Origin of the sequence: Mycobacterium haemophilum DSM 44634, from assembly GCF_000340435.2 — a bacterium.
Classification (GTDB): domain Bacteria; phylum Actinomycetota; class Actinomycetes; order Mycobacteriales; family Mycobacteriaceae; genus Mycobacterium; species Mycobacterium haemophilum.
The window spans coordinates 4096799-4118651 of the sequence record NZ_CP011883.2 but is presented as its reverse complement, the minus strand read 5'-3'; the positions used below and the strand labels follow the sequence as shown (position 1 = coordinate 4118651).

The 21853-nt window shown below is 65.3% G+C and carries 12 protein-coding genes; 2 read left to right on the top strand and 10 right to left on the bottom strand.

Translation table 11 applies throughout. The features are described from left to right. Window positions 1-39: 39 nt before the first annotated feature. Together B586_RS19165 and B586_RS19160 are read right to left on the bottom strand one after the other, a co-directional pair. Window positions 40-1839 (bottom strand): acyl-CoA dehydrogenase family protein, encoded by a 1800-nt coding sequence (locus B586_RS19165; protein ID WP_054879106.1) that lies wholly within the window; start codon window positions 1837-1839, stop codon window positions 40-42. A gap of 16 nt (window positions 1840-1855) precedes the next feature. Continuing rightward, window positions 1856-2410 carry a P-loop nucleotide/nucleoside kinase family protein gene (locus B586_RS19160; RefSeq protein ID WP_047314870.1) on the bottom strand — a complete coding sequence of 185 codons (555 nt, stop codon included), beginning with the start codon at window positions 2408-2410 and terminating at the stop codon, window positions 1856-1858. Window positions 2411-2500: 90 nt separating this feature from the next. On the opposite strand from B586_RS19160, the gene B586_RS19155 reads away from it, so the two are divergent. Both B586_RS19155 and B586_RS19150 read left to right on the top strand, forming a co-directional pair. Further along, a complete protein-coding gene (locus B586_RS19155) occupies window positions 2501-3964 on the top strand; it encodes an APC family permease (protein ID WP_056936248.1) in 1464 nt (487 codons plus the stop codon). 37 nt (window positions 3965-4001) lie between these two features. Then, a complete protein-coding gene (locus B586_RS19150) occupies window positions 4002-5705 on the top strand; it encodes a class I adenylate-forming enzyme family protein (RefSeq protein WP_211141542.1) in 1704 nt (567 codons plus the stop codon). A 38-nt stretch (window positions 5706-5743) separates the two neighbouring features. Here the strand turns inward: B586_RS19150 and B586_RS19145 are convergent, their stop codons facing one another. The 8 genes from B586_RS19145 to B586_RS19110 form a co-directional block, all read right to left on the bottom strand. Beyond that, window positions 5744-7069 (bottom strand): alpha-hydroxy-acid oxidizing protein, encoded by a 1326-nt coding sequence (locus B586_RS19145; protein ID WP_054879108.1) that lies wholly within the window; start codon window positions 7067-7069, stop codon window positions 5744-5746. Beyond that, entirely contained in the window at window positions 7066-10296 is a 3231-nt protein-coding gene (locus B586_RS19140) for an arabinosyltransferase domain-containing protein (RefSeq protein WP_236971441.1), read from the bottom strand. The genes B586_RS19145 and B586_RS19140 overlap by 4 nt, the downstream gene beginning before the upstream one ends. A 5-nt stretch (window positions 10297-10301) precedes the next feature. Next, complete coding sequence (locus B586_RS19135) at window positions 10302-13679, bottom strand: arabinosyltransferase domain-containing protein (RefSeq protein ID WP_054879110.1); 3378 nt, start codon at window positions 13677-13679, stop codon at window positions 10302-10304. Between the two features lie 59 nt (window positions 13680-13738). After that, the gene (locus tag B586_RS19130; RefSeq protein ID WP_047314803.1) at window positions 13739-14389 is read right to left on the bottom strand and encodes a maleylpyruvate isomerase family mycothiol-dependent enzyme; all 651 of its coding nucleotides are present in this window, start codon (window positions 14387-14389) and stop codon (window positions 13739-13741) included. Window positions 14390-14492: 103 nt separating this feature from the next. Next, window positions 14493-17768: an arabinosyltransferase domain-containing protein gene (locus B586_RS19125; RefSeq protein WP_054880806.1), complete on the bottom strand. Its 3276-nt coding sequence runs from the start codon at window positions 17766-17768 to the stop codon at window positions 14493-14495. A 4-nt stretch (window positions 17769-17772) separates the two neighbouring features. Continuing rightward, window positions 17773-19674 carry a galactan 5-O-arabinofuranosyltransferase gene (locus B586_RS19120; protein ID WP_054879111.1) on the bottom strand — a complete coding sequence of 634 codons (1902 nt, stop codon included), beginning with the start codon at window positions 19672-19674 and terminating at the stop codon, window positions 17773-17775. Window positions 19675-19676: 2 nt separating this feature from the next. Next, a complete protein-coding gene (locus tag B586_RS19115; protein ID WP_047314805.1) occupies window positions 19677-20441 on the bottom strand; it encodes a decaprenylphospho-beta-D-erythro-pentofuranosid-2-ulose 2-reductase in 765 nt (254 codons plus the stop codon). Window positions 20442-20451: 10 nt separating this feature from the next. Further along, complete coding sequence (locus B586_RS19110) at window positions 20452-21834, bottom strand: FAD-binding oxidoreductase (RefSeq protein WP_054879112.1); 1383 nt, start codon at window positions 21832-21834, stop codon at window positions 20452-20454. Window positions 21835-21853: the final 19 nt, after the last annotated feature.

The following is a 21853-nucleotide window of genomic DNA, read 5'->3' as shown; positions in this document are numbered from 1 at the left end:
AATTCTGCGACGCGACACGCCGATTCGGCGTCGGGCAATTCACACTCGAGGCGTAAACGCGCCGTCGACGAGTTCGTCGAAACGTTCCAGCGCCTCGTCGGAGTCGGCGTCGATGCCGCGCAGCGGCCCGCGGTCGGCGAGATGGCGCCGCGCATACAGTCGGGCAACCAGTGCCTTACGGTCGCTGCCCCGGGTGGCCTGTTCCCAGGCGGCCTGCTCGGTGAGCAACGCACCGGCGTAGACGTCGCCCATGAACTGGGCCAGCGGGAACAGTCGTGCCTCGGCGACTTCGCGGTCGAGTTTGGTCCAGGCGGTGATCGCGGCGTCCAGGTCGTCGAGGCGCTCGGCAACCAGCCGTGTGGTGTCCCCACCATCCTCGGTGTCGTCCGACACCGAGATCGCGTCGTGCAATCGCGCCAACAACGTCTCGTGGGCGCGGGTCTGCTCGATGCCGCGCCGCACGTCGAGGCACAGGATGTTGTCCGGCCCCTCCCAGATGGTGTTCACCTGCGCATCGCGCAGCAGCCTGGCCACCGGCCAGTCCTCGATGTAGCCGTTGCCGCCGTGGATCTCGATCGCGTCCGACGCCGCGGTGATCCCAAGCCGGCACACCTTCAGTTTGGTGACCGGCACCGCGATGCGTTGCCGCCTGTTGCGGGGCTGGCGGTGGTTGGTGGCTCCGGTGCAGTCGAATACCAGCGCCAGTGCGGCTTCGACGTCGACGATCAGCTCGCTCAGCTTGCGCCGCATCAGCGGCTTGTCGATGAGCGGCCCGCCGAACGCCCGCCGCTGCCGGGCGTAGCACAGCGACTCGACCAGGGCGCGGCGCGCGTTACCCAGCCCGAACAAGGCGATGCCGAGTCGCGCGGCGTTGGTCAGCTCCATCATCCGGCCGAGTCCCTTGCCGTCGGCGGGACCCGTATCACCGCTTGGCTTCTCGGACAGCAGAAAGGCTTCCGCATCGACAAATTCGACCTCGCCGGACGCGACCGAGCGGGTGCCGAGCTTGTCTTTGAGTCGGCGCACCCGCACGCCGTTGCGCGAACCGTCGCGGCGGGTGCGAAGCACGAGAAAGGTGGCGACACCACGGGTGGAGTCGGGCGCGCCCTCGGGTTTGGCCAAGACGACGAACGCCTCCCCGGCGCAATTCGAGGCAAACCATTTGACGCCGTTGAGCAGCCAGGCGTCGCCGCCTTCGGCTGCCCGTCGAGCCGTCGTCTCCAGCGCCCCCAGATCGGAGCCGCCGGTCCGTTCGGTCAGCAGCTGCGCTGTCCGGCCCGCCCATTCACCGGAGTCGAATTTGGCCAGCACATGCTCCCGCACATCGGGCGGCGCATAGGCGGCCACCAGCGATTGGACCATTCCGCCGCCGGTGCCCAGCGCGCAGCCCATCCCGATATCGGCTTGGTTGAGCAGATAGTTGGACGCGAACAACGGCAACGATGAGCTGAGCTTGGCGGCTTGCGCTTCCGAGCGCAGCGTCTGCTGCGCATCCAACACCGCACGCCTGGCCTGCGTGAACGAGGCCGGCATGGTGACGCGGCTGATGTCATGTCCCCAGCGGTCGTAGCGATCGAGCCGCGGCGGGTTACGGTCGGTCTCCTCGGCCCACCGTGCCACCGGGCCGCCCATCAGCTCACCGATGCGCGTCAAATGCGGCTCGGCGAACGCCAACTCGTCGGGCTGCAGGTAGTACGCCATGGTGAACTGCAGGGTGGGATCGGTGCGGTACCAATTACGCCCCACCGCACCGCGATAGTTGTCTGTTCGATAGCGCTGCGCCTTTTCTGCAGTGCAGAAGGGCAACCTGTCCGCAGGCTCTACGTCGTACTCATACATGCCAGGACCCACGGTATTACAGCGGGGGCGGCGGGTGGATGGGTTCGGCGGTGTCGGTTATGGCGGTGGCTTTGTGGCGAATGCGCTCAACAGTGGCTGTGACCGCTGAGCAGGCGGTGTCGATGATGAGATGGTCACGGTCCCAGGGCTCGTAGGTCCGATCGACCACTTGTTGCCAGGTCGGCAGAACCAGGCCTGGGATGTCTGATGTGCGGCTTTCGACTCGGCGCCGGTGTTCGTTTGGGTCGGAACAGACGAGTTCAACCTCGAGTATCCAGCAGTTGAGTTGAGCGGCGACGCGTTGCCAGGCGTCGCGCGTGATCTTGAGTGGATTGACGCATTCGGCGATCGTGGGCAGCCCTACGCGCAGTTGATCGGCGGCCAGGGCGTAGCCGGCGACGTAGCCCATCGCGGCGGGTGCCGCGGTGAGCTCACCGGAATCGACTAAGGCCTGCTCGATGGTGTCGATGCGCAGATACGCCGCGAGCAATCGGCGCGCCAGAGGCAGCGCTACTGACGACTTGCCGGTGCCGGGAAGGCCGGAGATGACGATGAGGCCAGGGCTGGGCAAATGACTTCTCCGATCGGCGGTTGGCTGCTGAATGCTGCCGTATGAATTGTGGCCGTTAGCATGGCCTAGCGTTGGGTTGGGGGTGAACTTATGAAACGTAGCGGCGATCTCGGCGCCGAGGGCCTTCATCGTGGTCTGGGAGTGTGGTCTGTGGTGTTGATGGTCTTAGCTGGCGCGGCTCCCTTGGCCTCTGTCGGCGCGGTGCTACCGATGGTGGTTCGGGTTAGCCAAAACCCTGTTCTGCCTATGTTTTTCATCGGTGCGACGATGATCCTCGCATTGTTTGCGATTGGATTCACCAGGATGACGCGATTTGTCGGTGATGCCGGAGCGTTTTACTCGTATATCCAAACTGGTTTGGGCCGCATCCCGGGCGTCGGAGCCGCTGCGCTGGCGATCAGTAGCTATTTCCTACTGCTGGTGTCCATCAGCTGCTATCTGGGTGCGGTGACTGCTACCACCGTCGCCCACCTGGGCGGTCCGGGCTCACCGTGGTTGCTGTGGACAGCGTTGTGGCTGGTCCTCACTGGGGTATTGGGCTACCGCGACATCGAACTGAGCTCCAAGGTTCTTGCATTTATGCTCGTTGCTGAGTGTGTTGTCGTCGTTGTCGTCGACGTCGCGCTGATTGCCGCCGGCGAGCATTTGGGGGGGAACGCTAGATTGGCCATGTTTGATCCGACCGCGCTGTCGCGAGGGGTGCCGTCGTTAGGGCTGATGTTCGCGTTCTTGTGTTTTATTGGATTCGAAACCACCGCTGTTTTTCGCAGCGAAGCCCTCACCCCGGAGCGCACGCTGCCGCGTGCCACATACATCGCGGTGATCGGGATCGGACTGTTCTATGCCATCTCGGCGTGGGCCTTGACGGTCGGTGTGGGCGCGGACAATCTTGTGGCGGCCGCTACCGATGATCCGGCGAATCTCGTTGTGGGCCTGGCCAAGACCCATGTTGGCCCGGCGATGCAGGACACGATGCAGCTGTTGCTGTTGCCCAGCCTGTTCGCTTGCACATTGACTTTCCATAACGTGTCAACCCGTTACGTGTTCACTATGGGAACTCGTGGGCTGCTGCCGCGAGCGGTGGGTGTCGTGCATGCCAAACACCGGTCACCTGCGCGCGCCTCACTGGCCATCACGACCGTTACCGCTGTCGCGGCGCTGCTGATCGCGGCGGCGCGGATGGATCCGGTCACGAAGATCTACCCCTGGCTGTCGGGAACCGCCACCTTGGGGGTAGTGGTGTTGATGTCGCTGACTTCACTGGCCGTGGTGATTTTCTTTTGGACGCAGCCAGGTACCGGCGAATCCACGTTGGTGTCAACGCGGATCGTGCCGGTGATCGCGCTGTTTTGCCTGGCCGGGCTGGCCTGGATCGTGGTCTCAAACTTTGTCTTGCTCATCGGCGATGTCACGGCCAGCCGGGCGTTGCTGGCGGGGATCGTTGCAACGTTCATCGCGGGCATGATCGTCGCGGGAATTCTGCGAACCCGCCGCCCGCATGCCTACCGGGCGCTGACCCAGCCCATACCGGAGGTATCGGGTGGCGTTGTCTAGTCGGTGCGGCGCGGACTCGAGGTGGCCTACCTGCACGGTGGCCGAGGCCAACGCTGCCCTGACCGCGCCGGGACAGCTGTATGAAACCGAACAGCGAATCATCGCCGGACATCTCAACACGGTGTGGAAGAACGCGCCCCCAACGTTGCTGGACGTCTTCACGTCTGCGAGCGCTTTCGCTGACCGCCTGTTCCTGGTGTATGAAGACCAGCGGGTCACCTATCGACAGTTCGCCCGGGCGGCACACGCTTTGGCCGATGCCTTGACTGATGACGGGGTCCGGGTGGGGGATCGAGTTGCGGTGCTCATGTCGAACCGGCCGCAATGGCCGGTTGCCTTTTACGGCGCACTGCTTGCCGGTGCGATCGTGGTACCGCTGAATGCCTGGTGGACCGCCCAGGAGTTGGAATACGTGCTATCGGACTGCGATGCGCAGGTAGTCATCGCGGATCGGGAACGGCTTGCCCGCTTTGAACATTCGTCGGGTATCGGGGTGCGGCGGGTTTACGTTACCCAAGACAGCACTGAACTGGGCCACTGTGATTACGCTGACTCCGCTGTTGTGACGCTGGAGGCGGTGATCGGCGACTGCTCGGCGTGGGACGCGCTGCCCGACGCGTCGTCGCCTGACTTACGGCCGGATCCAGATACCAACGCGACCATCTTCTACACCTCTGGCACCACCGGAAAACCCAAGGGGGCCATCGGAACGCACCGCAACGCCGTCACGGTCGCGTTCGCGTCAGGATTTGGGCTCGCCCGCGCAGCGCTGCGCCGCGGCGAACCGATTCCGCTGCCCGACCCTAATGCTCCGGTGAAATGCACCTTATTGTCGGTGCCGCTGTTTCATGTGACCGGGTCGCTGGTGCTCCTCAATACCACAATGCTAGCCGGCGACCGGATCGTGCTAACGCCGCGCTGGGATCCCCTTGCGGCCCTTGGCCTGATTGAACGTGAACGGTGCACCAGCATCGGTGGCGTGCCAACCATTGCCTGGCAGATCTTGCATCACCGCGACCGTGCACAGTTCGATCTGTCGTCGATCGAAACGGTCAACTACGGAGGTGCCCCGGCAGCAGCAGCGCTAGCACACCGGATCACCGAAATCTGGCCAAACGCCGCGCCTGCTCAGGGCTGGGGGATGACCGAAACGTCTGGCACATTCACTACGCACGGCGGCCAAGATTATCTCGCCCACCCTGATAGCTGTGGTCTGGCGTTGCCGACCGGAGCGATGATTATCGTCGATGACAACGGAAAGTCGTTGGGCCCTAACCAGGTCGGCGAGCTATGGGTACGTGGGGCCAACGTGGTCGCCGGCTACTGGAATAACCCCGCCGCTACCGCTGATGCGTTCACCGATGGTTGGCTGCACACCGGGGATTTGGCCCGAGTCAGCCCCGAGGGGTATCTGACTATCGTCGACCGCAAGAAAGACATGCTCATCCGCGGCGGGGAAAACATCTATACCGCTGAAATCGAAGCCGCGCTCTATGAACATCCTGCTGTTGTTGACGCTGCTGTCATCGGACTAGCCCATCCCACCCTGGGGGAAGAACCCGCCGCGGTGATCCACCTGGCCCCCGACGCCGATATCAGCGACGCCGAACTGCACGCCCACCTTGCCCAGCGCCTGGCCCGCTACAAACTCCCTGTCGCCATAGCCCGTCACCCCGAAACGCTGCCCCGTAACCCCAACGGCAAAATTCTCAAACACGCACTGCGGCAGCACTTCCCATAACGCCCTAAGCCGTCCCTTCCACGATGGGAGTCTTCTTCTCACACTTGAGGGATGGGTCGCAACGCGGCGGTGCTCAGCTCGGCGATCGATCGCAGACCCGACAAGCCCAGGGTAAGATCGAATTCGGCAATCAGGTTTTGCAGCACCTCGGTGACCCCACGTCGGCCGGCCAGCGCCAATCCGTATATGTGTGGTCTGCCGACGGTCACCGCGTGTGCGCCCAGCGCCAGGGCCTTGAAGATGTCCGCGCCGCTTCGGATGCCCGAGTCGAATACGATGCTGGTCTGATCTCCGACCGCGGCGACGATGTCAACCAGCGCATCGGCTGCCCCGATGACCGAATCGACTTGCCGTCCACCGTGGTTCGACACGACGATGCCGTCGACGCCGAGGTCAACGGCTCGGCGGGCGTCGTCGGGATGCAGGATGCCCTTCAGTAGGATCGGCAGCCGTGTCCGTTTTCGTAATTCGGCGATGTTGTCCCAATTCAGCGACGGGCGCGAATAGGTCTCCAAAAACGTTTCCACGCTGGCACGGGGTACGGGCGACACCAGGTTGTGCAGGAAACTACCGGGCATGCGGCGGGCTAGGGAGATCAAGGTCCGCAATCCCCCGAGCGTTAGCTGCATGTCGGGTCGTCGACCAGACCGGCGCGCCTCGGCTATCCGCTCGCGAACCGACTGGGCGAACGCGGTGTCGGAGTAGTACTGCGCGATGCCGATAGCTTGGGCGAAGGGAAGTGAGCCGATATTGAGATCATTTGGCCGCCAACCCAATTGAGTGGTATCCAATGTGACGGCCAGAGCGTCGCAGTCCAGCGCTTCGGCGCGTCGAATCAGACTCGTCACGACCGCGTCGTTAGTGGACCAGTACAGCTGAAACCAGCGCGGCGCGTGCTCGCGGCCCGCTTGCCGGGCAACGTTATCCATTTCTGCCGCGGTGTCTTCCATCGGCGCCGAGCCTTGGTTGGAGAAGATGTACGGCACCCCGACGGCAGCGGCGGCCGCGCCGATCTCCACGTCTGCCCCGTTGCGCACCAAGTCGGCTGCTCCGACCGGTGCCACCAGGACCGGTGCCGGCAGTCGGCGGCCGAACAACTCGACGGTCAGATCACGGTCGGAGGTATCGCGCAGCATCCGTGGCACGATGGCCCACCGATCCAAGGCGGCCCGGTTGTTGATCATTCCGGTGCCTGCACCGGCGCCACCAGCGACGTATGCCCAGGCGCGTTTCGACATGCGTTGCCGGGCAGCGCGCTCCAACTCAGAGAAGTTCGTCGGCACCGCCGGAACCCGGCCGAACACGCCGGCGCGGTAGATCGCGTCCTGGCGGCTTCTGCCCGGGTGGGGCGGTGTCGAAGTCACGGCTTAATCCGGATCTTGCCCGGCGACCACCATCCGCTGCGGGTCGCGGTGCCCAAGTCGAGCTGCGCGGGGTGGGCATCCACGAGGGTATCGAACTTACGCAGTGAACCCCAGTCACGGCCCCAGTCGCGGGACAGGTACGTGGACATCACCTGGGCTCGCAGCAGCAGGTCGGTGATGCCCAGCAGGCCGCCGTTGGTGCCGTCCTCCCAGGTGTCGGTGTCCATTTTCTTGGCCGAGTAGTCCGGTGTGATACGGAATTTCGGGATATCGGTGACACCGTTAGCGTGCAGCATCGGCTGCTGACACGGGAACGCTAGCCCGACCGCCCAGTCCAGCAACACCGGCTGCGACGAGCCGACGTACTCCTGCAGCGAGCGCAGCTCCGGCACCCGCGGCGGGGTCACCGCGATCCAGTCTTCCGGTGTCAGGGACAGGTTCTCGGCGACGACCCGGACCGCCACCGCGTCGACGGGCATTTTGGATCGCGCGAAACGCAGGTTGCGCCACGCTTTTGGCTGCTCGCCGTACAGATCGTCGGGCACCAGCCGTCCCGCCGGCACCAAGCCGCCGTCGGGACCGGGTTTGCCGTATTCCAGCACGACGGTCTGGCCAGACGTGTGCCCGTGCAGCACGCTGTTACCGGCGATTTTGCCTGCGGCGGTCACCACCACCAGCGGATGCCCGTCGTCGGGTTTAGGTAGTTGGTACCACGCGGAGGTAAGTCTGCTCTGCTGTCGAGCGCCGGTGGTGTAGGTGCCGGCCAGCGGCACCTGACTGGGGTTGAGGCCGTAGGGCAGCGGGACCACCGACCCGTTGATGCCCGGCGCTTTCAACTTCGTCGGGGCGTCCCAGTCGTAGTCGGTGCCAGGCTGATTGGGTGTTATTCGAATCGCCTCGGCCACTGTGTGTTCCGGTACCCCGTTCGGTGTGAAGCCGATCGCGCTGACCCCACCCAGCGGTCCCAGCGGGCCGTAATTGCCAGGCAGCGGCGTCATGTAGCCCGCGTTGCTGTCCGGCTCGACGAGCACGTCGTCGGCCAGGCCGCAGCCGCCGGTGAACGCCCGGATGTTGGCCCACCCGTTGGAGTAGGTGGGGTACTGGCGCACGATCCCGGCCACCATCGACGCGATGAACACCAGCGTCATGAACCCGGCCGCGAGCGGGATAGGCGCCCAGAAAGACACTGTCAACGCCTGGGTCAGTCGACCTTCCCCATGTCCGCTTGTTGTGAAATGCAAATAAGTCGCATAGAGCGCGGCGATCGCAAACAGTATGAAAAAGATTGTGCTAACTGTGATTCCGTCTATTCTCGGCTTGGCACTGTTGAACGGAACGCCGTAGCTAGAGACATACCACCAGCCGTTGGTGGTCGCCAGGCACAATGCCATGACGAACAGCAACGCCGCCAGGAACGCCATCCGGTTGCGGGACCAGCGCAGCACCTCATGTGACACCAGCACGGTGGTCAGCGCGGCCATCGCGGCGCCCACCGCGGCGAACAGCCCGAAGTGGTGTACCCACTTGGTCGGGGCGAACTGCAAGAAAAACATGGTGCCCAAGATGGTGCCGATGAGTCGCCACGCCGGGCCGCGGGCCACGCCGGGAATCCGCTTGCGCCGCAACATGATGAACACCGCAGTGAACAGGCACAGCGCGGTGATCAAGAAGCCGAATCGGCGTGACAACGAACCGTCGACGGTGGGCAGGATGAGGTAGTAGTAGCGTAGGTTTTCGGTGTACCACGCCTGGGCGGGTCCGATCGCGGTGCGTATCCTGGTGGCCTCCAACACCGTTGCCAGTGTCTGGCCGGCGAATACCACTGTGAGAACGACGGTGCCGGCGGCCAGCAGCGGCGCCACCAACGGCCAGGTTCCGACGACGCGGTGCCTGCGCACTAAAATTCGCAGCAGTGGACGTCCGCCGGCCAGCAATGCGGCCACCGCAATCAGTCCGGTGGGCTGAATGCCTAGCGTGAACGCGGCGGTGACGACTGCCAGCGCGGCCGGGCTCATCCGTCCGGACATGATGGCCCGTTCGATCAACACGTAGGTGATCAGCGAGCCGAGCGCGATCTGCCCTTCGGGGCGAAGACCGTTATCGAACGGCATCCACGCCGCCAACAACACCAGCCCGGCGGCCCACAAGGCGGGCTTGGAGCCCGCAACCGCGGGACCGAGTCGTGGCAATACCTCGCGAGACAGCAGCAGCCAGCACGCCACTGCGCAGACCAAGTCGGGTAGGCGCATCCAGATGCTGGCGTCGCTGACATGGGTCATCAAAGCGAGCAGGTTGTAATACCAGCCGAACGGGTCCTCGGGGCTGCCGAACCAGCGGAAATAGTTGGCCATGTAATTGGCGTGGTCGGCGGTCCGCGCCATCTGCAGCTGATAGCCGTCGTCGGCGGAGTTCGCGCCGATCACATGCCACAGCAGAAACCCGAATATCACCGTGGCGTCGGCCAGGGTGAAGGTGCGCCACCTCGCCGGAATCAGCCGGCGCATCCGTCGGCCGTCCAACTGGTCGAGCCGCCACAATGCGATCAGGGCGACGACGGTAGCCACGATCGCCAGCACCATCGCAACCAGTTTCAATGTGGTCGGGGTGCTGGTGAACCGAGTGTCAATGGTCGCCGAGAGCCGCAATCCGGACGGTGCGGCACCGGTCAGATCGGTGAACACCCCGACGATCTGGGGGCGCAGGTTCGGATCGGGAAAGCCGCCACGCAGCGGATTGCCGGCCGGATCGGTGAGCCCGACGAAGGTGGCGAAGGTGCCGGTGTGCGTCGACGTGACCTCGATGTGCTGGCATTGCGGTCCCGCCACCTGCTCGCGCGGCACACTCAGGATCACCACATTGCGGTCGGTGACGTCCACCCGCTGACTGCTGGCGATGACGAACAATGCGTTGAGATTGGCGTCTTTGCCCTGCTTGGGCGCAGTCCCCAGGACGACCCCGCCGGTGGGCGGCAACGCGGCGACCACACCGCACGGCACGGTGGCGGTCATGTCGACCGGTGTCAACGAAATCAACGGCGCCGTCACGCTATTCAGTTGGCCGTTCTGTGGCCAGTTCAGCATCGCGGTCGTCTGCACCACCGGCAGCAGCGGTGTCGCGACCGACAACACGAACCCGATCAGCCCGGCGATGGCAGCCACCCAGCGCGTCACCGGCACGTCGCGGCTGGTAGTGCGGGCCGCGGTGACGACCCGGTCTTCGCGGTTCAGCACACTCACGGCAGCGCCCTAATCGGTCCTCGCCGGCTCCAGCCCGGCACAGTGATCACGCCCTGTTCCACCGCGGCCTCCGGTGCCTGGTCGGCGGGCACCAGTCGGTAATACTGCTCCACCGATCCCCAGTCCCGGTACCAGTCGCCCCGCAGGTACGTCGAAATCGTCGAGGTACGCAGCAGCGCCTGCAAGAACAGGAATGGTCCGCCGGCCTCACTGGATTGCCACAGGTTCGACGACGCCGCCGTCTGTTTGCGGTCGGGCAGGATGCGGTATTGCGGGAGTTCGGCAATGCCAAGGTGTTCGGCGAACGGCCGCTGGCAGGGGAAGTTCGCCGCGGTCGCGATGTCCATCAGCACCGGGGTCTGCGACCCGACCAACTGCTGCAGAGTTTGCAACACCGGCACCCGCGGCGGCGTGAACGCCAGCCACTGCTCGGGGCTTAGGTTCGGGTCGTAGGCGACGACGCGTGCCACATTCGCCTCCGGCGGCGCCCAGGTCAGCGGGAACCGCAGATTGCGCCACGCCGGCTGCGGCCCGATGTCGATCGGCATCACCTGCGCGAGCGGCTGGGTAGTACCGTCCGGACGGGTGACCCCCCACTGCAGCTTGAGCGACTGCCCATAGATGAAGTTGCCGTCCTCTTTGTAGGACCAGATGGCGCCGGCGGCGGAGACCACCACCAGCGGCCGGCCCGCGATGCTCGCTTTCCAATTGGGCGGCAGCTGATACCAGGCCGAGGTGGCCGAGGCGGCGAGCGTGTTTTCGCCGTAGCTGCCCATCACCGGTGTGCGGGCCGGGTCCAGGCCGAACGGCAGCGCCACATGCGACCCGTTCACCCCTCCCGGCGCCTCCTTGGGGATCGATCCGCCGGCGGTGCCCGCGGAGTCGCTGAAGGTGACGTTGGGTTTGTTGGGGGAGGCGTCGGAGTTGACCAGACCGGGTTTACTCACCACCGGGTCGGATTTCAGGTCGTCGTTCACGCCGTCGGGCTTGAAGCCGATGGGATTGATCCCGCCCAGCGGCCCGGCCGGCCCGAAGGCCTGTCCTGGAACCGGCTGTAGCAGACCGGCATTGGGGTCGGGTTCGGCCAGCACGTCGTCGGCCATCGCGCAGCTGCTGGGTGAGAGCCTGGAACTGAGCGCGGCCAGATTGGCCTTACCGGTGGTGTAGAGGGGATAGCGGACCACGGCGCCCTTGGCCAGTGAGCCGACTTCGCAGACGACCATGATGGCCGCGACCACCAGCAGCGGCGTCGAGGTCAGGAAGCGGTTGCGTCGGTTGTCTTTGACTTCGGTGTGTCCGGCGTAGTCGAGCCGGAAGTGCTGCCAGGCGGCCAGCAGCCCGGTAAAGATCGACAACGTCAAGAACATCGACGTCACCGGGTGGCTCGCGATGACGGGTTGGATGTCGAACCACGGAACCCCGTAGTTGCCGACGTAGAACCAGCCGTTGATGCCGGAGGTTGCCCACGCCAGCACGAACAGCAACGCGGTGATGTACAGCGTCAGGTTGCGGCGGCTGTGCAGCCCGATCCGGGCGAAGGTGAACGCGGCGACGGCACCGAGCGCGCCGGCCAGTCCGGCGAACGCACCGAACTGGATGGCCCACTTGGTCGGTGTGAACGTCAACAACAACAGACCGACCGCGGTGGTGCCGATCAGCCGCCAGGCCGGGCCACTGGCCAAGCCCGGCACCCGGCCGCGGCGCAGTATCACCACCAGCACTCCGAACAGGCACAACAGCAGCACGAGCACCGCGAACCGCCGGGTCATTGAGCCGTCGGCGTTGGATTCCACAGTGAGGAAGTAGTAGCGCAGGAAGTCCTGGTACCAGGCGATCGTTGGACCGACCTGGTACTTGATGCGCGCCGACTCGCCGACCGTGGCCAGCGTTTGACTGTGGAACACCACCAGGGTGATCAGCGATAAAGACGCCGCCAGCACCAGCAGCGGTGCCTGGGGGCACCACCCGCTTGCGGGGGACACTCCGTCGGTCGCCCGGCGCCGGCGAATCACCTGGGCGATGGCGCGTGCCCCGGTCAGCAGCGCTGCGATGGCGATCAACCCCTGCGGTGCCAGGGTCGCGGTGAGGATCGCGACCACCACCGCGACCGCGGCCGACGCCAGCCGCCGTAGCGCGATCGCACGCTCTACCAGCACCCAGGTGACCAGCACGCCAAGCGCGATCAGCGGCTCGGGGCGCAGGCCGTTGTTGAACGGCAACCACCCGGCCAGGAACACCGCGCCCGCGGTGAGCACGGCCACCCGGTTGGTCGACAGGCCACCCGTTCCGGGGCCCAGCCGCCGCAGCACCCAATGGCTAATGATGAGCCAGCACGCGATCCCGGCCAGCGTGGCCGGTAGCCGCATCCACACGCCGGCGGTGCTCACCGACGCCAATTTGGCCAGCACCGTGAGATACCAATCGAACGGCGCCTCCGTCGTCCCGAAGTATCGGTAGTAGTTGGCCACGTAGCCGGCTTTCGGCGCGACCCGCGCGACGGTCAGGTTATAGCCGTCGTCCGATGAGGTGGCGCCGATGATGTGCCACAGCAGCAGCGTCGCGATCACTCCCCCGTCGGCGATCCCGGTCGCCAGGCCGGCGCGCCACGTCGAGGGCCGGTGTGCACCCGAGCGGTACCGGGCCAGCCTGGCCATCGGGGCCCGCCAGTTGACCAGGCTGTCGCCGCCCCGGCTGCGACGATCCAGCGCCGCCAGCGCCAGGATGGCGATCAGGACCGCCAGCGCACCCAGAGCCATGACGACCTTCTTGATCGCGGTAGGTGCCGTGATGAAGCGGGTGTCGATGTCGATGCGGGCCGACAGCCCGGGCTGTGCGGGCACCTTCAAGTCGGTGAAAATCCCACCGACCTGTGGTTTCTTCTCAGCAGGCAGGATTCCGGTGGCGCCCGGTATGCCGACGAAATCCGCGCCTGCGCCACGGGCGTCGGCCCAGATGTGCAACACGCTGCAGGCGCCAGCGGCGACCGTCGAGCGCGGTGCTACCGCGGCCACCGAATCCCGGAACGCGACGACGACCACGTCTTTGTCGGCGCGCACGAAGAGCCCGCTTTTCCCGGCATCCACACCACCGGCGGGCAGCGTGGAGACCACCAGTCCGCCGCTGGCGGGCAAGGTGGCCATGGCCGAGCAGGGGATAGAGATATCCAGCGCGCGCGGCGCTCCGGACACCAGCGGGGCAGTGATCTGGGTGATGCGGCCATCCGTGGTGGCGCCTTGCGGCCACAGGATAGTCGCGGTGGTTTGTTGGACCGGAAGCAATGGAACCACGGCGCACAACAGCAGACCCGCGATTCCCGAAACGACGGCGATCAACCGGATGATTCGCTGCGGTGGTTCATGACCGTCGTGGGGCACGAGGGTCGATCGTAAGCGACGCCGCTATGTCCGGTGAGGATGCGGGGGCGATGCGGACCTTAGTGGGACTGACCCAGCCGGGCGGCCAGGGTGGCCTTTCCGGCACCAGCGAGCTCCGGGATAGCCGCGGGCCGGCCGGACATCGCCATCAAGAGTGCCTCGCCGGTGCCGGTGATCTCCGGGCCGCGGCCGTGCACCCAATCGAGGTCGGTGGCGCGTAGTCGCAGCCCTCTGATCCGGCGCCACGCGCCGAGCCTGGGGTTGTTTGGCACCAGGCCGAGAACGCGGCCCAGCCGATCGGCGGGGATGATGCGAGGCTGCCCCAGTGCGCGCCTGATGTCTTGGTGATGGATCGTGCCGTCGACGAGCGCGATCATTCCGCCGAAACCCGCGGTCAGCCCTTGCGGCTCGAGGTGATTGCCAAGGAATTCGAGCAACTCCTGGGGACATAGCGCGGCGAATTCATCGACCCCCACCTGGTTGGCCCGCACCAGCCGGCCCTTCGCGAATCGCTTCAGGAGCCCCATCGTGCCGAGTTCTTCGTAGCTGATCATATGCGCGACAACGTCTTTGACGCTCCATCCGGCGCAGAGGCTAGGCGTCTGCCACTGCTGCGGCGACAAGGTGGCTAGGAACGCAGCGAGGTCGGCCCGCTCGGCGCGGGCCATGCTCATCAGGGTGGATTGGGAGCCGGCCTCGTTTGCTGCCATCACCGCACCTCGCCATCTCGGCGCTAACTTCGAACCGCGAAAGTGTAACTGGGCGACCCCAGAAGTCGAGAAATAGGTCGGCAGTTGCACTCTCGCGGCCAATCTAATGGCGAAGTGGGGCGGGGTTCCACAGACCGCTGCGCGTGGCGGTGCCCAGCGACAGATGAGCGGGCTGGGCATTGGGATAATAGGGCGTCAAGCGCTGCAATGCACCCCAGTCGCGGGACCAGTCGTCTTTGAGGTAGCTGGCTACCGTGGTCGCCTTCACCAGCAACTCAGTGACACCCAGCGGGCCACCGCCGTTGTTGTCCATCACCGGTGAGTTGGCTTCGGCACCGAACCGGTCCGGCAGAATGCGCCACTTCGGCGTTTCGTCGACGCCGTATTGATGGCCGAACGGCCGCTGGCAGGGGAACGCCAGACCCACCAGCCAGTCCAGGAACACCGGGTCCTGGGAGCCGACCACATCCTGCAGGGTGCGCAACTGCGGAATCCGCGGCGGCGTGAGCGCAATCCAATGCTGTGGCGACAAATCCTCGTCGTCGGCGACTAGGCGGATTTGGGTCGCAGTCCTCGGGATCGCCGACATCGGCAGCCGTAGGTTACGCCAAGCCGGCGACGCCCCGACATCAGAGAATTGGAGTGACCCACCGGGCTGTCCGCTGGCCGCTCCGCTATCGGTGGCCCATTGCAGCTTCACCTCGTGAGGGGCGAAGCGGCCGGCCGCACTCACGACCAGCAACGGCCCGGCCTTGTCCGGTGCTGGTAGTCGGTACCAGCCTGACCGGAGCCTGGCGACCACCTGAATGCCGGGCTGCCAGCTGCCCAGCACCGGTGTGCGAGCCGGATCCAAGTTGTAGGGCAGCTGGGCGCGGGAGCCGTTGATTCCTGGTGCGGCGTTGGTGCCGCCCTCGTTGCCGGCTTCGCCGCCGGTGATCGTCCCGTTTTCGTTGATAAAACTGCGGTCGCCCGGGCGCTCCATCACCGGGTCGGCCGACACGTCGGCGGGAATTCCGTTGGCCGTGAAGGCTTCCGATAAGCCCGCCCCCAGTGCCTCGGCTACCGGGGCGGACACCGGGAGCAACATGCCGGCGTTGGGATCTTGCTCAACCAAAACGTCTTCGGCCAGTCCACAGGTCTGGCCGGTCTTGAAACCGGCCGCAGCCTGCAGGTTGGACCGGCCCACCGTCCATGCCGGGTACTGGCCGATCATTGCCAGGGTCAGCGATGTCACCTCGAATATGACCAGCGCCCAGGCCGCAATTGCCAACGGGGATTGAACGGTTCTGGCTATTCGCGCTCCGAACCGAGTTTTGACAGGCCTGTTGGTGGGAGCAACGAAGTGAAACCACGCCGCCAACAGCAGCACCACCACTGTGAGCTCGAGCAGTGCGGTGGTCAGAGACCATCGCAGCTTCGGGAACGAATTTGACCATGGCACACCGAAGTTAGAGACGTACCACCAGCCGTTGACGCTCGCGAAGGACAACGCCACCACGAACAGCACCACGGCGGCGAACACGGTGCGGTTGCGTCGGGACCGCAGTGCCGCACTGGTCACTGCGACCGCGGCCAGTGCCCCCAGTGAGCCGGCCAGCCCGGCGAACACCCCGAAGTGGTGTGTCCACTTGGTCGGGGTGAACATCATCGCCAGAAACGAGATGACGGTGATGCCGATGATGCGGCGGCTCGGCCCGGCCGCAAGGCCCGGAATTCGCCCCTTGCGCAACGACATTGCCACCGCCACCGCGAGCGCGACGAGCAACGCCAGCACGGCGAAGCGGCGGGCCACCGACCCGTCGGGGCTGGCCATGAACAGCCGCTCGTAGCGGATGTGCTCGTCAAACCACTTCAGGCTGGGCCCGACGGCGCGCTTGAGCAAGCTGGCCTGGCTCTCGCCGGCGAACGTCTGGTCTCGGAAGATCAGGATCGCGGTGACCGTGGCCGCCGCCAGGATGGGTGCCACCAGCGGCAACGCGCCGAACTGCTTGGAGCGGCGATGCAGGATGGTCAACAGCGGCCCGACGGCGACCAGCAGTGCGCCAATGGAGGCGATACCCGTCGGTCCGGAGAACAGAGTCAGCGCACCGACGATGCAGGCGATCGCCACCGGCAGCAGCCGGCTGGTGGCCACCGCGCGCTCCACCGAACACCAGGTCAGCAGGATGCCCAGGGCGATGATCGGTTCCGGCCGCAGGCCGTTGTCCAGCGGCAACCACACCGCCAGGAACATGCCCGCCGCAGTCCACGCCGCGGCCCGGCTGGTCTTGGCGGCGTGTCCCAGGCGGGGAATGACCTCCCGGCTGATCAGCCACCAGCAGGTCAGCGCCATCGCCAGGGTCGGCAACCGCATCCAGACGCTGGTGGTCGTCACGTGCGCCCACAGCGCCAGCAGGTCGTAGTACCAGCCGAACGGTGCTTCGGGAGTGCCGAACCACCGGTAGTAATTAGCCATGTAGCCGGCATGTTCGGATACTCGGGCCATCGTCAGGATGTAGCCGTCGTCGGAGGTGTTGGCGCCAACGAAATGCCACCACACCAGTACGGTGATGACCAGGGCATCCAGTCCGCCGATGGACCACCACCGGGAGGGTAGGAACCGTCGGTGCCGGGTGCCATCGGCGGTGTCAAGAATGTGGAGTGTCAGTAGGGCGATGGCGGTCAGCACCACCCCCAGGATCATCGCGATCATCTTCAGCGGCGTGGGGCTGCTGCTGTAGCGGGTGTCGATGGTCGCGGAGAAGCTCAGGCCCTGCGGGACCGGCCCGGACAGATCGGTGAACACCCCGACGATCTGTGGCCGGAAGTCGTAGCCGCTGCGTTCGCCGCGCAATGGCGCGCCAGGATGTTCGGCATGGGGTCCGTGCGTCAACCCGACGAACTCGGCGGTGACCTTGTCGAAGTGTGCGGTGAACGTCAAGCGCTGGCAGGCCGGGCTGAGCACCTGGCTCATCGGGGCACTGACCACCGGGACGTTGCGGACCACCAGCACCAGGTCATCGTTGGCGCGCTGAATGAGCAGCCCCCGATCGACGGCCTTCGGGGCCTGCTTGGGCACGGTGGACAGCAGCACGGTCTTGCCCGCGTTCTGCGGTCCGGCCAGCCCGACGGCGGCTGCACACGGCACGGTGAGGTTGAGTTCGGTGGCCACATACCCGATCAGCGGCGCCTCGACGCTCTCGAACGTGCCGTTTTGCGGCCAGTTCAATTGGGCGGTGGTCTGGTTGACTGGGAGGAATGGGGTTGCCATCGCCAGCAGGGCCCCGAGCAGGCCGGCGATCACAGCGACGAGGCGGGTGATCCGGTGGTTTGCTCCCGCGCCGCTCACGCGGCGAGGTGGTAGTTCTCCGACCAAGTCAGGCGAGGTTTCGGTGACCATCGGACTATCCCACCGGCCTGCGGATTGCCAGCACGAACGGGCCGGCGCTGTCGACGATGAACCGCGGGTCATCGAACAGGGCGGCCCGCATGTCGACGGTGTAGCGGCGAACGTTGGGCTGGTTCGGGTACACGTCCTGGGCCAGCCGCAGCGTGTAGTTGCTATTTGCTCCGCGGCGCATGAGAAACACGGTAGGCGGAGGCCAGGGTGACGTGTCCAACGCGTGGATAAATTCGTCGGGGGTCTGCAGCGTGGACCACTTCGCAATCTGCGCGGCCCGCAGGTCGAATTGCGCCAGCGGGTTGGCATAGTGCGACGTCAATCCCTGAAAGCCCCAGTAGGGGTAGTAGGACAGGAAGCTGTAGTCGGCGGTGAGCACGACGGTCTGATCGCGGGGTTTACCGGTGGCGTGCAGGATGGCCTCGTCGATGGCCCAGTAGTACTTCTCGGCGCCCGGTGGCCGCCGGTCGCCGCGTTGGCCGTGGCCGTCGGTGTCGGTGTAAGCGATGGTGAGATCCGGTCGCAGCACGTCCGGGATGTCCTGGCTGAACGCGATCGCCCCGGCTAGTCCGATAGCGCCGGCGACCGGGAGCACGGCGCGGTTGCGTTTGGTCAACGCTTGTGCAGTTTCGATGAAGCCGAACACGCCGGCGGTCACCAGCAGCACGGTCAGTGTTGGCTGCAGCCGGAACGACAGCAGCGTGGTGCGCGCCAATGTGGTCAGCATCGACAGCAGGGACCACAGATAGACGGCCAGCACGCTGATCGCCAGCGCACTTGCCCGCACCGACGAGCTCGTGCGCACCACCAGCCACAGGGTGCCCAGCATGCAGATCGTCCCCAGCAGAGAGAACTGCAGCATCGGGAAGGTGAGTTCGGCGCCGTCGGCTGGCAGGTAGTGCTGGGCGCTGCCGGTGTCGCTGATTGGGTGATGGGCTGCCCGCACCAAGAACGGCAGCCAGGTGGTGGCCCCGATGGCCGTCGCGATGACGACGATGACGGCCAGCCGGCGCAGCGGGTCGAGCGCGGCTTTGATGCCGGCCCTTCGCCAGCGTGCGACGGCCAGGCTCAGGGCCATCAGTCCCACGGTGAACGCCGTGTAGGCGAACAGCAGCGTGTACCAGGTGGCGGCGAAACCGAGGAAGATACCGGCGCCGACGACCGCGGCCCACCCCGTCCCGCCTGGCGCGAGCGTGTGGCTAGCTTCACGGTCGCGGCCGCCGGCACGCAGACCCGACCACGTCAGGACGAGCACTGGCGGCAGCAGCACCGTGATCATTGCGGCGTAGGGTTCCGGCGAGCTGTAGGCCAGCGTGACCGCCGCGGTGGCGATAGTGACGAGCAGGGCGTACTCGAAGCGGATCATTCGCCACCACAGCACTAGCGCGACGGCGACCGCGATGGTGATGGACGTGATTGCCCACGGCTTGAATATCTCCCAGGCCGGGGTTCCGGTCAGCGCAGCGGCGCGTCCGCCGATCCAGAACCAGCCCGGCGGGTAGAACGGTGGCAGTCCGATGTAGGTCATGTCGTGCAGGGCAGCGCTGTCGGTGAGCCGGGTCAGATATTCGGTGCGGAACTGTTGGTCGACGGAGATACCAAACAAGTACAGCTGGGTGGCTCCTAGCGGCATGCCCAGCGTCACGACGGTGAAGGCGGACACGAACACGAGCCCACCTAGTTGCGCGAAACGCCGGAATCGCCCGGCCCGCCACACCCAGCCGACGACCAACAGTCCGGTCAGGCAACCGACCTGGCCGACGGTGGTTAGCGCATGCAGCTGGTTGGAGGATGGAAAGGCCGGCCAGTGCACCCGGGCAATGGCAATCAGCGACACTGCGGCTACCCCGCTAGCCACCAAGACGGCCAACACCAGCTGGCCGAGGCTGGCCAGTGCATTGCGCATGGTCAGATTGGCAGCTTGCGGAAGATGCTCCGCGGGATGTGCCGCAACACCATCATCACATAACGGAATGTTGCTGGCGCCCAAACCAATTCCTTACCTTTAGCGGCTGCGGTCACCGCGAGGTTGGCGACGTACTCCTTGTCGACGGTCAGCGGCGCTTCCTTGACATGCGCGCTCATTCTGGTGCGCACCTGGCCGGGTCGAATCACCAGAACACGAACGCCATACTCGTGTAAAGCCTCTGACAGTCCTAGGTAGAAACCGTCCAGGCCGGCCTTGGTGGAACCGTAGACGAAGTTGGACCGTCGCACCCGCTCGCCGGCGGCCGAACTCATGGCAATGATCTGGCCGAAACCCTGCGCGCGCATCTTCTCGCCGAGCAGCACGCCCACGGAAACCGCTGCGGTGTAGTTGATTTCAGCGATCTGCACAGCCTTGCGTTGGTTCTGCCACAGCTCTTCTGCGTCGCCGAGTAAACCGAACGCGACAATGGCCACATCGACGTCGCCGCCGGTAAAGGCTTGCTCGATCATCTTCGGATGGCTGTCGGTGTCTAGCGCCTCGAAGTCGATCAGCTCAACCGACCGTGCGCCTGCGGCCGTCATCTGTGTCACCGCGTCGTCACGGCCCGGGTCGTCGGGCATCGCGGCCAGCACGATCCGCGCGGGGGCGTTGCGCAGGTAGCGCTCGCAGATGGCCAGTCCGATCTCGGAGGTGCCGCCGAGCAGCAGCACTGTCTGGGGGTTTCCTACGGCATCAAGAACCATTACGCACCATTTAGAGCAGCTCCAAACGTCGGGCCAGGTCGGACGCGAAAACTCGCAAGGGGTCAACCTTGCGGCGGATAGCGATCCACTCGTCGATGCGCGGGTACATGGCGTGAAAGGTGTCAGCGGTGGTACGAGAGTCCTTGGCGGTGTAGAGCCGGCCGCCGAATTCCATTACGTGGCGGTCCAGTTCGGCGATAAACTCGTTAAGTCCGGGTTTGATCGGGAAGTCCACGCAGATATTCCAGCCTGGGATCGGGAAGCTCAACGGCGCCTGGTTGCCAGGACCGAACAGTTTAAACACATTGAGGAATGAGTAGTGGCCGCTGGCTTGGATGTCACCGATGATCCTCTTGAACTCGTCGACAGCCTCGGTTGGTATCACGAACTGGTACTGCAGGAAGCCTGCTGCGCCGTAGGCGCGGTTCCATTCGCCGAACATATCCAACGGGTGGTAGAACTGCGTCAGATTCTGGATCTTGCCTCGGTAGGTACCGGACTTGCGGTACCAGAGTTCGCCGATGGGCCCGAAGGTGTATTTGTTGGCCAGCCCGTTCGGAAAAATATCGGGCAGGGTAAGTAATTGTGGCGCATCAAATTTCAGCGGATTGCGCTGCAGCTTCTTGGGTAACTGGTCCAGCTTGGCCAGCGAGCCGCGCGACACCGCAGCCCGGCCCAGCTTCGGGGCAGCGCTAATGGCGTCGAACCACGCGCTGGAGTAGGTGTAGTCGGCCTCACTGCCGTCGCTATGCAAGGCGATGGTTTCGTCGAGGTTGGCGGTGACGTCGCCGTCGGCGACGAAATAGGCCGTCTCGGTCGGCGTCATTTCGATGGTGGCGCGCATGATGATGCCGGTTAGGCCGTTGCCGCCGACGGTGGCCCAGAACAGTTCGGAATCCTCACCTGCTGGCGTGAGTCGGCGCACCTCGCCGCTGGCGGTCAGCAGGTCCATGCTGCGCACGTGGTTGCCGAAGCTGCCCGCGCTGTGATGGTTCTTGCCGTGGATGTCGCACGCGATTGCACCGCCGATGGTGACCTGCCGGGTCCCCGGCAGCACCGGGACCCACAGGCCGAACGGTAGGGCCGCCTTCATCAGCTGGTCCAGGTCGACGCCGGCGTCGACGTCGGCCAACTTGGTGTCGGCGCTGATGGAGTGGATGGTGTTCAGCGGGGTCATGTCGATCACCAACCCACCACCGTTTTGCGCATTGTCGCCGTAGGACCGGCCCAGCCCGCGGGCGATCACCCCCCGGCCGCCGGCGTCAGCGACCCGGGCCACTGCCTTGGCGATCAGCTCGGCATCGGGGGTGCGGAGCACGTTTGCCACCGACGGTGCGGTGCGCCCCCATCCGGTCAGCCGGGTGGCGGTGGTGGAAACTCCCATGCTCAACATCGTCAAAGAGGGTACCGCT